General features: G+C 66.0%; 10 protein-coding genes. 3 read left to right on the top strand and 7 right to left on the bottom strand.

Translation table 11 applies throughout. The features are described from left to right. Positions 1-4: 4 nt before the first annotated feature. The 6 genes from cas6e to cas3 form a co-directional block, all read right to left on the bottom strand. On the bottom strand, positions 5-661 hold the full coding sequence (cas6e, locus tag IM708_RS16380; RefSeq protein WP_245243255.1) for a type I-E CRISPR-associated protein Cas6/Cse3/CasE: 657 nt from the start codon (positions 659-661) through the stop codon (positions 5-7). Continuing rightward, positions 661-1,359, bottom strand: a complete 699-nt coding sequence (gene cas5e, locus IM708_RS16375; protein WP_209427659.1) for a type I-E CRISPR-associated protein Cas5/CasD — start codon at positions 1,357-1,359, stop codon at positions 661-663. The genes cas6e and cas5e overlap by 1 nt, the downstream gene beginning before the upstream one ends. Continuing rightward, positions 1,352-2,449: a type I-E CRISPR-associated protein Cas7/Cse4/CasC gene (gene cas7e, locus IM708_RS16370; RefSeq protein ID WP_209427658.1), complete on the bottom strand. Its 1,098-nt coding sequence runs from the start codon at positions 2,447-2,449 to the stop codon at positions 1,352-1,354. The genes cas5e and cas7e overlap by 8 nt, the downstream gene beginning before the upstream one ends. Continuing rightward, on the bottom strand, positions 2,446-2,964 hold the full coding sequence (gene casB, locus IM708_RS16365; RefSeq protein ID WP_209427657.1) for a type I-E CRISPR-associated protein Cse2/CasB: 519 nt from the start codon (positions 2,962-2,964) through the stop codon (positions 2,446-2,448). The genes cas7e and casB overlap by 4 nt, the downstream gene beginning before the upstream one ends. After that, positions 2,961-4,442, bottom strand: coding sequence for a type I-E CRISPR-associated protein Cse1/CasA (casA, locus tag IM708_RS16360; protein WP_209427656.1), 1,482 nt, complete (start codon positions 4,440-4,442; stop codon positions 2,961-2,963). Before casA ends, casB begins: the two co-directional genes overlap by 4 nt. Positions 4,443-4,505: 63 nt before the next feature. Next, the gene (gene cas3 / locus IM708_RS16355) at positions 4,506-7,013 is read right to left on the bottom strand and encodes a CRISPR-associated helicase Cas3' (RefSeq protein ID WP_209427655.1); all 2,508 of its coding nucleotides are present in this window, start codon (positions 7,011-7,013) and stop codon (positions 4,506-4,508) included. A gap of 398 nt (positions 7,014-7,411) precedes the next feature. On the opposite strand from cas3, the gene IM708_RS16350 reads away from it, so the two are divergent. Both IM708_RS16350 and IM708_RS16345 read left to right on the top strand, forming a co-directional pair. Then, positions 7,412-7,750, top strand: a complete 339-nt coding sequence (locus IM708_RS16350) for a helix-turn-helix transcriptional regulator (RefSeq protein WP_209427654.1) — start codon at positions 7,412-7,414, stop codon at positions 7,748-7,750. After that, positions 7,750-8,997, top strand: a complete 1,248-nt coding sequence (locus tag IM708_RS16345; protein WP_209427653.1) for a type II toxin-antitoxin system HipA family toxin — start codon at positions 7,750-7,752, stop codon at positions 8,995-8,997. The genes IM708_RS16350 and IM708_RS16345 overlap by 1 nt, the downstream gene beginning before the upstream one ends. Before the next feature lie 259 nt (positions 8,998-9,256). Here the strand turns inward: IM708_RS16345 and IM708_RS16340 are convergent, their stop codons facing one another. Continuing rightward, positions 9,257-9,868 (bottom strand): hypothetical protein, encoded by a 612-nt coding sequence (locus IM708_RS16340; protein ID WP_209427652.1) that lies wholly within the window; start codon positions 9,866-9,868, stop codon positions 9,257-9,259. Positions 9,869-10,152: 284 nt separating this feature from the next. On the opposite strand from IM708_RS16340, the gene IM708_RS16335 reads away from it, so the two are divergent. Beyond that, positions 10,153-10,572: an acylphosphatase gene (locus IM708_RS16335; protein WP_348524988.1), complete on the top strand. Its 420-nt coding sequence runs from the start codon at positions 10,153-10,155 to the stop codon at positions 10,570-10,572. Positions 10,573-10,718 lie beyond the last annotated feature (146 nt).

Below are 10,718 nucleotides of genomic sequence, written 5' to 3'. Positions count from 1 at the left end.
ACGGTCAGACACGCCGGATCAACATCAGCCCGCAACCGAAGGCCTTGGCGCGCCCGAATCCCTTAGCGAGGCGTGAGAGGAAGGCGGCAGGATCGGTGACCGTGATCATCCCTTCGAGGTCGATCACCCCGAAACGCGGACCGCGCTTGCGGGTCTCAACAACTCTATAGGCGGAAACGCCCGCATCTTCCACCGCAAAGCCGGCGCGTGCGCCCTGCCCTTCAAGCCAGACCCGCCCGGCCGCCTGCGCCAGGTCCATCCTGACCGATGCACGCTCGCCGTTCGGCACCGGCTTCAGCGCCTCCATCACCACGTCGCGATGCCGCTTCCTTCCGTCGGCCTCGGTGACTGTGCGCGCGGCGTTGGCGCGCAGCAGGATCGCCAGCCGGTCACCGGAGGCAAGCGCCGGGGCAAACTCGGCGGCCTCTGGCGGCTCGAAAAGCGCGCTTTCACGCGGCGGTTCAGGTGAGAGAACCAGGAAGCGTCCCTGCCCCATCGCCCGCCACAGGAAATCGCGCTTTGCACTCGTGTCACCGGCGAAAGCCGACCAGATCAGCCGGTGATGGGCGTCGGCGCGCCGTCCACTATGGCCGGGATCAAGGATCTGCGCCAGCGCATCGAATTCGGGCGATCGCTTCAGACTGAGTCGCGTCAGATACATCAGGCGTCATCCTTTGGCGCAACATGCACGCTCTGCACCTGCACCTGACGCGCGCCGAAATGCCATAGATGCCGGTCCAGCGCCATATCGTGGCGGGTCTCGATCCGCTCGGCAACGCCAGCTCCGGGCATGTCGGGATCGGCGTAAAGCGTGCGGGCCGCCGCTCCCGCGTGCCAAGGCGGCAGCGCCAACTGTCCGAGCGCTTCCTCCGGGCTCGCCGCCGGCACGATCTGCGGCGCCAGTGGCGCCGAGAGCGGGCAGGCCTTGCGGCCCAGATGAAGGTGGAAGACCGGGCGTTCCAGCGCCTCCGAAATCGGCTCTAACCCGGGTCCGGCCAGCGCGACGCCGTAAAGCACGCCCGTCCGATAATCGCGCAGGGTGATTGTGGTGTTGACCCCCTGCCGCGCCAGCGCCAGCGCATCGGGCCGCGCCTGCGGACGGCGGACGACGGCGCTGGGGATCGTCTGCACGGTGTGGTAATCGCGCAGATGGTTGCCGGTCTCGAAGACCGCAACTGCGACCCTCAGCGCCTCGAGCCCGGCGAAATCCCCGTCGCGCCTGATCCCCTGTGCTGCCGCCAGCAGGCCGAGGATCGCCGAGCGTCCCGGCCAGGTCCAGCTTCCCCGTCGCTCGTGCCCGGCGACATCGCCGAAGCTTGCGAAGGTTCCGGCAAGAGTGAAGATCAGGAAATTAGGCATCTTCGCGCGCGGGTAGATGCTCCACGGCCTCAGCGGCGAAGGACGCGACAGCGTCGAGTGTTCCCTCCCCCGCCGGCACGTTCAGGATCTCCTGCGCCTCGGCCATCGGTCCATAGGCGGCATCGAGGCTCTTTCCCATCGCCTCCAGCGCCTCGACCGAGGCGCCGACCATCCCGCCGGGATGGTTGGTGCGCGCATCGACCGGGCGGAAGAAAGCTCCCGAAAGATCGCGCGGTTGACGGCTTCCCCGTTCGACGCGGATGTAATGCGCCAGCGGATGATGGGCGAAACTATTCTGCTTGCCGCGCGGCGTCGCGGTGGCCAACGCCCGGGCCAGCGCCTCCATCCCCCGTGTCGCCAGCGCCCGGTCGCCGGCCAGGTTCGCTACCAGCAGATCGAGGTTTGCGCAGGCATATAGGTAATAGACCCCCGAGCCGAAACCGCTCTCGCCGATATGCCCCGCGCCTGCGTCCTCCTCACGCGTCTTCAGATCATCGACGGCAGAATACCAGTCGTCTTCGACATGTGCCCTATGCGTCGTGAAGGCGTGGCTCATCTGCACCGCGGCCTCGCGGTTGAAATCTGGATCTTCGGCCAGCATGCGGCCGAACATGGCAATGTCCACCGCCCCGTCGGCCCTGCGCAGCACTTCTCGCTTCAGGGCTTTCTCGTCGATGACCTCGCCCGCCACCAGGCGTTCGGCGAGCGTTTGCGCCAGGCGCCATTCCTCGGGCGAGACGAAGGCCAGCGTCGTGGTCAGCGGAGCCTTCCCCTCCTTTGCGGCCTCGAGCTTCGAGAAGAGCCGCGCCACCTCCGCCGCTGCCTTCGCCGCATCCTTGGCGGCCGCGCCCTGCCCCTCCACCCAGCGAGCGACCTCCTCAGCGATGCGCTTGGTGCGGGTGCCGCGATGGCCGGCCAGATCGTGCACAAAATAGGCCGTCTCACGCACTGCCCGCTTGATCGACTGCGACGAGAGCCGCAACCGCGGATGTCCGCCCACCATGGCCTGCTTTGGGCGACCCTGATCGTCGCGGTTTGGATTCGAGGGCGGATATGGCGTGAGCAGGTGGAACTGGACGAATAGGCTCATCTGGCGGTCTCCTCGGAAGGTTGCGTCTCGGCCCCAGGCGTGGGTGCGCCGAAATAGTGGAAGCACCACACGGCGCGGGTTTCTTCGCCCCAGTCCGGGTGATCCCAGACCAGCAGATCACGCGCCAGCCGGGCGATGTTGCAGCGGCGATCGGCCATGATTACCGAACGGCGGAGGGCTGTGGCGACATCCTCGCCCTCGGCGCGCAAGAGCCGCTGAAAGCGCAGATTCGACATTACCGGCTCCGGCCCGCCCAAGCGGCGGGCGAGCGAAGCCGGATCGTTCTCGCGGATCTCGGCCAGCACCTGCACCAGCCGCACCAGCACGCTGGCCTGAGCCGCACCGAGGCCAAGAAGCCGGGCGAGTTCGTGCACTGCGGGTTCAGCCAGCGCCTCCAGCGGCGTTGCCCGCTTGAGCCGAGCAGCCAGCCCGCGCGCCGCACCGCTGTCGCGATCTGCCAACACCCGGCGCCACCATTCGGCGGCCGTCTCTCCACGCCCCATGCGTTCGTTCATGCCACCCTCCGCGTACGCTGTTCCGGCACCGGCAGGCCAAGTGCCTGCCAGGCTGCACCCCCGGTCTTTCCATAGCCCGCAAAGGCCGCAGTTAGGTTTCGTCGCGCCTGGACGATCGCCGCTTGGTCAGCGATGTCCCGCTCGGCCAGGCCCGGCATCGCCTGTGCGTCGAAGATTTCCGTCGCCGTCGCGCGCATTTCCAACAGCCATGCCCTGGCCACGGAGTCGCGGTCGGCACCGGACGCGATCAGAGCTGCAATGAGCGCCTCGAAGGAACCCTGTGTCCGAACGAAGAACGCCTCGCGGGCAGCTTCACGCGCCGCACCCGCCGCCAGGATCGGTGCAAGCGCGCCCCTGAGCGCTGAGGCCAGTGACTCGGCGGCCTCGACCATCCCCTCGATACGCTCGGCCAGTTCGTCAGACAAATCGAGGAGAGGCGCGCGCGAAAAGACGAAGTCGCGCGGCTTCATATTGTCCATCGCCCAACCCGCGACCAAGAGCTCGGCCCTCCGTCCCGCGCCACGTGCGGCCCAGGCCACGGCCATCTGCGCGCGGCGGGCGGTATCGTCCGCCGATCTGCGCGTGAGCGCCACCCCCAGCCAATTCCGATAGCCGAAGGCGCCGGCACGCGGATGCACAGGCAGGAGTTCAGCCCCCTTCTTCTGCCGGTAATGCGGCGTGAGCGAATGCTCCCAACCGGCATAGTTCGTGCCATAGGGCTTCTGCACAACCCCGGTGATGCGCCCCTCCTGAGCGACCAGCCTTAGCCGCCGGGGAAGGCCAAAAAAGGCCTCCGTTGGGTGCGCATCCTGGGGGAACACCTGCTGGCCCCCCTCCGAGGTCCGGGTCGGCCGTATCCAGGGCAGCACATCGGGCGAGGCGGGTTTGCCGTAGGGCACGTTCGCCCAGATCAGCGGCCACATCCCCTGCCCCGGATCGACCAGCGTCACCATCGGACCGCCGCCGCGCATCGAGGTGCGATTGCCAGCCCCTCCCGACGGCGCATGCGCCTGCATCGTGTAGAGCGCGATCGTCGCCAGCGCCGGCTCGAGCGCCGGATAGCGGCCGCGCTTCACCACCAGGTCGGCGTTGTTGCGGATGGTCTGACCGCCGGCGCTGTCGATGAAAAGCATGTCGGGCGGGTTCGGTGCCGTTACACCCGCTTCCAGCGGCTCCATGTCTTGCAAGAAGCGCGGGCCGTTGCCCATCAGCTCGAAGGCCGGGGCGAAGGGGGCAAGGCGGGCGCGCAGGCGCTCCGGATCAGGCGTCTGGCGGTCCTGCCAGTCCTCGACCTCCGCAGGAGGGTCGGCGAGGAAGATGAGGCCTATCAGGAGTTCCAGGCAAGCGATGTTCAAATCCGGCCGCGGCCAGTCGGGAAAGTCGAGCGCCGGATCGGCCATCTGCCAGGGGGCGATCACCGCCCGCGTGCCGTCCTTGCGGCGAACGGGAATCCAAGGATCGGAAACGAGATTTAGCAAATCACCGCAATCCTCAAAGCCGAAAATATCTATGACCACCGTGGGTGGCCGAGGGCGCACCTGTCAACCGGAATTGCGCTCGAAAAGCAGCCCAAGGTCTGGATCATACCGCAACCCCTCGCAGATCGTCCCGTCCGCGCCAACGGCCACGAAGCTCCGCGTCGCACGCAGCCAGTCGGGCAGGCCTTCGGGCGGATCGGCCGCAGCCAGGGGCAGGCGCGCAAGCCGCACTTCCGCGGACTGCACTTCCGACCGCTGACAGGAATCGACACCCCACGCGCCGCCCGACCAGGGCGCGCCATCCCGCACCAGCACCAACACCCGCTGCGGCCGGCCGAGCCGCGTCGGATAGTCCGCATCCCCTGCTCCGCTCGCGCCCTCGCGATACCCCTGGGCCCAGCCGATCACGTTCTGCGCAGCATGGGCGCGCTCCGCCCCTGCCCTGCCCTCGGCGCGCAGTGCCGCGTCCTCCAGCGCCGCCGGCACCGGACCGTCATCATGCGCCGCCTCGATCAACGCCCGCAGCCCCCCGGGCGCCTTGATCCGGCCGGCCGTGAACAACTCCCGCGCCGTGCGCCACAGTAGCGGCGCGGGATAAACATACGCCCCCTGCCCCAGCACCACCCGCGCCCAGGCAGGGCCCTCGACGCTCCCGGGGTCCGGCGCCAGTACATGCAGGACCGGCCCAGGCCCCGGCCGCGTCTCTACCGGCCGCAAATCCATATGCCGCCAGAGCCGCCCGGCGCGCTGGATCAGCGCGGCCATCGGCGCCAGGTCCGACACCATCACGTCGAAATCCAGATCGAGCGAGGATTCCACCACTTGCGTCGCGACCAGCACACGCCCCGGCCGTGGCGACCGGTCCTTGCCAAATGTCCGGAGAGCTGCTGCCTCGTGGCGCTTGCGGTCATGGAGCGCAAAGCGCGCGTGCAGGAGATTGGTGGACACGTCCCGCCCCCGCAGCGCTTCGACCGCGGCAATCGCCTCGTCCACGGAGTTCCGGATCAACACGCAGGCTGCGCCCTGTCCCGCCGCCTTCGCCAGCAGATCAAGCGCCGCTTCCAGGCGGCCCATCCGCGCCACCGCCACCGGGCCGCGCGCTGACCGTTCTGATTTAATCGATGGCGCCGCGGGCCCGGACAAGGTCAGCGCCGGATAGGCCGGGCTTTCGGGTGTCGGGGTCGCGGGCCGCCCCGCGCCAATCTCGAAGGCCGAAACCAGATTCGCGCGCAGTTTCAGCGGCAGGGTCGCGGTCAGCAGGATCGCCGAACCGCCGAGCGCGGCATGGGCATGGAGCAACGCCGCGACCAGCTCGCCCATATAGGGATCACCCATCTCGTGCACCTCGTCCACGATCAGGATCTTGGACGAGAGCCCGTGCAGTCGCAGCGCCGCATGTTTCGCCCGCACCACCGCGAGCAGCGCCTGATCGACCGTGCCGATACCGACATCGGCGAGAAGCGCGCGGCGGCGGTTGTCGGTCAGCCATTCGGTCGGCCCCGGCTCGTCGGGGTTGCGCGCCCGGGCGTCGCGCAACGCCCGGAATCCCTCGTGCTGCGCCGCCCGCCCGTGCGCCAGCGCCAAGCTCGGTGCTCCGTCGTAGAGCCGCCGCAAAAGGGGGGCAATACGGGCGAACATCGCATCCGCGGTCGCCATCGTCGGCAGCGCGACATAGAGCCCCCTGCCCTTCCCCACCGCCAGCATCCGCTGCGCCAGGATCAGCGCGGCCTCGGTCTTGCCGGCGCCAGTCTCATCCTCGATGATCGCCAGCATCGGTCCTGCCTGCAACGGCGCGACCTCGCAAGCCTCCTGCATCGGCCGCAACGCAAAGTCGAAGACCGGCCCGGCGGAAATGCCAGGCGTATCGAGTCCCGCCGCGACGAGCGCCGCGCCCGCCCTGCGCCGCGCGAGTGCAAGATATTCGCTCGGGCCAGGACCGGCCGCGATCGGTTCGAACCAGTCCGCATTCGACCCGATCCAGTCCGCCGCCGTCACCAACCCCGCCAGCCGCCAGGTCAAAGGCTCCACTTCTTCTCGTTCAAGCCCCGCGAGCGAGGCCTCTGGCCAAAGCGAAACGAAGTCCCGGATGACTGCGGCGGCATCTCCCACCGCCTCGGCTCCGGCCGCATCGAGCATTGCTTTCCACCCGCCGCCCGGTCCGCTGCCCGAACGATTGAAGCTCAGTTCCCGGTCAGGCGGCCGACCGTGATGCCCGGCCGTGGCGGCGTAAAGTTTATGCCGTCGCGTTTCTCGAGCACCGAGTACCGGTGCCAGCACCGTCGCGTCATGCAAACGCAGCAGCGCCTCGCTCACCTCCCAGTGGCGCCCGGCACGCTGCGGCTCACCGGTTTCCAGCATCGCCCGGAAGGCGGCGTTGACCTTCCCCAAATCGTGGAGCGCCGCGAGCAGAATCAGCGCCGCCTTCACCGGCTTGTCGAATGGCAACGGGTGGACCAGTCGCTCTGCCACCACCGCGACATCGAGCATGTGATGCACCGCCGGGTGCGCGATTCCCTCGGTTCCGGCGCTTTTCCCCGGCCAGCGATCGGCAATCACGGCGAAGTCGGTCATTTCCGGCGCTCACTCAAAGACACCCCAAAATAAACATGTGTCCGCGAATGCAGACAACTGGCTGGCAGGCCAGCCCCTTGCATTTCGTGTTGCAGAAAAAACTTAGGTTGGCCAGATTTTGGCCAACCTTACCCTCGATGGCCGCGAGATGTGGTAGCTTCCGAGGGAGGGTGCGTGGACGCACTCGCGAAGATTTCTTCGCTAATGAACTGCCAGATCCAATCTTCGTTATCAACGCGAATGTCTGCCGCAGTCCACTGTGCGATTTCCTTACATCGCGCCACCCATTCGGTTTGGCGGCCTTGACCGAGGACAAGAAGGTCATATATGACTTACAGTGATGCTTTAGAAGCCATATAAGGCCAGTAATGTCGAACCTTCGTGCCCAGAGAGCTTTGGTGAACCTTGGCCGCAACATCAAACAAGCGCGCCTCGCGCGTCGTCTTGCCATGCTCGATCTGGCCGAACGCGCAAGCGTTTCGGAAAAGACGATCCAGCGTCTGGAGCGGGGCGACGCTGGCGTAGGCATCGGAAACCTGGCCAGGGTGCTTGCGGCGTTGGGCGAGCCCGATGCGCTCGCACAGATCCTGCGGATAGAAGAGGATGCTGTGGGCCTGTCCCGCGCGCTCGACGCGATTCCGCGGAGGGGAATATCCTATGTAAAGCGCGGCAGGGAAAGAGCGGCGAGTAGCCGCGCTGAGACCGAACGTGATGACGATGAAGGTGTAGGCTTCTGATGGCCGCACGCGCAGACCAGAAGGTCGCCCGTGTCTGCCTTGGGAGCGCACTCTTGCCGGTCGGCAGGCTGCGCTTCACGCAGGAGCCGCGCCGTCAGTATTCCGAATTCCAGTATTTCGAGAGCTGGCTCGACGATGCGCGTGCCTTCGCGATCGCACCTCACCTGCCGCTCGGATTGACGCCTTTCTATGCGTCCATGGCATCCACAGGCGATCAGCGCGACAGCCTGCCCTCCGTCCTTCAGGATGCGACCCCTGATGCCTGGGGGCGTCTGTTGATGGAGCGCGTTCACGGCGCGGGCCTCAGCGAGTTCGACATGCTTACCCTGTCGGATGATGCGACGCGCCAGGGCGCACTCCGGTTCATCGGCGAGAACGACGAGATCATCAGTGGACATCGCGCACCGGTGCCGAACCTCATGCAGCTTGACGCACTCCGGGACATTGCGGTCAGGATCGAGCAGGGCCGCGAGATGTCGAACGAGGATCTGCGCCAACTCGCAGGCGCCGGAGGCTCGATTGGCGGTGCCCGACCAAAGGCAAATGTGCAGGACCGCGATGACCTCTGGATCGCGAAATTCTCGTCCCTGGGAGACCAGAGCCCTGTGGAGCGCATCGAGGTCGCGACGCTCCAGCTGGCGCGGGAATGCGGCCTGCGCGCGCCAGACGCACGGCTGATGTTGGAGAACTCCGGCCATCCGGTGGCCCTGATCAGACGCTTCGACCGGCGTGCGCACGTGCGTGTCCCCTACTTTTCTGCGCGCACAGCCCTTGATCGATCCGGAGCGGAGCAAGGCTCTTATACAGAGATCGCCGAGGCGATCCGGATGATCAGTAAGGCTGCACAGGCAGATCTGCATGAGCTTTGGGCGCGAATGGTATTCAACGTCCTTGTCACCAACACGGATGATCATCTGAAGAACCACGGATTCATCTATGCCGACAACGGCCTTTGGCGGCTCTCCCCGCTCTTCGATGTGAACCCACAGGCAGAACGCCATCGCTACCTCAAGACGGCGCTCATAGAAGGAGAGCCGTTTGTGGCGTCACTCGATCTTGCCGTCGCCGCAGCGGAATTTTTCGATTTATCGGAGAACGATGCGCGCATGCGGGCGCGCGAGATGGCCTCACTCATCGCCGACCGGTGGAAACCGCTCATGCGGCAATTCGGTGTTGGCGGAGAAGACCTGAAATCTCTCGCGGACGCCTTTGAACACAGTGAGGCAGAGAAGGCTCTCAGCCTCTGATCCACATCACGTCATGATGCGCCTCGGCGCGTTCTTCGAACAGTAAAGGAAACAGCCGCCGATCTCTCGGCGGCTGCACCACGAAATGCAAAGGGCTGGGCTGGCAGGGTGTCAGCGGGATAATCACCAAAGACGTTCGCCCTCAATTGCGACCCAGGACAGTCTCCGACTTCGGCTGATTGCCCACACCGAAACCTCAAGACGCCTGCTTCTGATCGTCCCGCGCGCTGGCGATGTCATTAAGAATCGTCCGAACCTCCTAACGGACGGCGGGGCTACGCAGTTCGGTGATCAACTTGTCCACCGCCGAAACATCGCGCCCGCGGTGCTCGAGTTCCAACTGCGCAGCCAGCAGATCCTCGCGAACGGCGGTTAGGTCTGCCAATGCCGCGTCGCGCTCCGTTGAGATTGTGGCCAGATCCGAGCCCTGTTCCCGAACCTTGACCTCGAGCGTCGCGATGCGGCAGTAGGCGATTCGTTTTTCTGCGCGAAGCGCCTCACATTCCGCCTCGGCCGCAGACATGCACGTCGCGTTCTGACGCGCGACGAGCAGCAAGAGCTCCTTCTTTATCGATGCGACAACATCATCGACGGCAGGCGCAACCGATGGAGGCAGGCTCTTCAGAAGAGCGCGCCGCTCGTCCTCCGCACGCGCTTCGAGGAGATTTGCGACAACCTGGCCGAGCGCCTCATCCCGTATGCCGTCGCTAACGCCGTGGTCGGCGCAAAGACGAATCTTGACGGTTGCGGCGTTGATCTCCTCCGGCGCCATACCCTCGGCGACGAGTTTTCCGATGACATCTGATACTTGTTCGAGTGTGTAGTGAGGCGGACGTCCGCCGGTCTTCTTCGAGGTCGAGGTCTTCGTCATAGCGCATTTTGCCTTTTGGTTTGCCAAACCGGGTTTGCCAAACCCGGCAAGTTCTGGAGTCCTACCGTGAATGTTGGTCGCCTCGCCTGATCCGGAAAACTTCGCACCAGTTGACGTTGCGTCACTTGGGATCTGGTCTCGTCCCTGGGCTCACGGTCGGTTCGCCTCTGTCGCGGAGCGCCGGCGGTCGATGGGAACTGAGCGCGCCGCGAAAGACCACCGAAAACGGGATCGCTCACGCCAGTTGTTCCGACGCGTCATTTCGGAGCTTGTCCGAACGCCAGGTGAATGCGCATCCGGGAAATTGCGGCAGACCTCGTCGACGAGATCGTGGTCGAGGAGCGCCCCGAGGGTGGCCACACCCTCGATGTGAAAGGAAATCTGGCGCGGATGCTTCGAGCATCCGCGCCCAGCCACTGCCACCGCCAACTGCAACCGTCAGCCCGAGGAGTCCGCATCGTGACCGAGAAGTCGAGGCGGTAGTATCTGGTCCCAGCGAGGCGGTCGATGCGCTGATCGCGGCGGTGCATGAAGGCCCGCCCGCGGCGCAGGTCGAGGATGTCCGCGTCACCGAAACCGAAGCGCCAGAGAAGCCCGGACTTCACATTCGTGGTCGAGTGGCGGCGGCATCCGCGCAACTCGGCAACCATCGACGCGATCGGCCCTCTCCTGCCATTCGCACGCTGCAAGACGCTACGATGTAGCTTCCCTGAAACAGCCATTCGTGCGTTGCGCAGCAGGTCTGGCGGCACGGCACATGCCGTGGGAATTTTCCGCCCTCCTGCGACCCGCAGAGGCGCCTTCCCTTCATGCTCGGCGCGACCGGGATACGGCGCCGCAGGGGCCGACG

This window comes from Pararhodobacter sp. SW119, assembly GCF_017811755.1.
GTDB lineage: Bacteria > Pseudomonadota > Alphaproteobacteria > Rhodobacterales > Rhodobacteraceae > Pararhodobacter.
The sequence above is the reverse complement of the archived record's forward strand: the minus strand, read 5'-3'. Positions and strand labels throughout refer to the sequence as shown.

Coding starts and splice junctions, on each gene's coding strand:
- cas6e (WP_245243255.1), bottom strand. CDS start 661: ATGTATCTGACGCGACTCAGTCTGAAGCGATCGCCCGAATTCGATGCG.
- cas5e (WP_209427659.1), bottom strand. CDS start 1,359: ATGCCTAATTTCCTGATCTTCACTCTTGCCGGAACCTTCGCAAGCTTC.
- cas7e (WP_209427658.1), bottom strand. CDS start 2,449: ATGAGCCTATTCGTCCAGTTCCACCTGCTCACGCCATATCCGCCCTCG.
- casB (WP_209427657.1), bottom strand. CDS start 2,964: ATGAACGAACGCATGGGGCGTGGAGAGACGGCCGCCGAATGGTGGCGC.
- cas3 (WP_209427655.1), bottom strand. CDS start 7,013: ATGACCGACTTCGCCGTGATTGCCGATCGCTGGCCGGGGAAAAGCGCC.
- IM708_RS16345 (WP_209427653.1), top strand. CDS start 7,750: ATGGCCGCACGCGCAGACCAGAAGGTCGCCCGTGTCTGCCTTGGGAGC.
- IM708_RS16340 (WP_209427652.1), bottom strand. CDS start 9,868: ATGACGAAGACCTCGACCTCGAAGAAGACCGGCGGACGTCCGCCTCAC.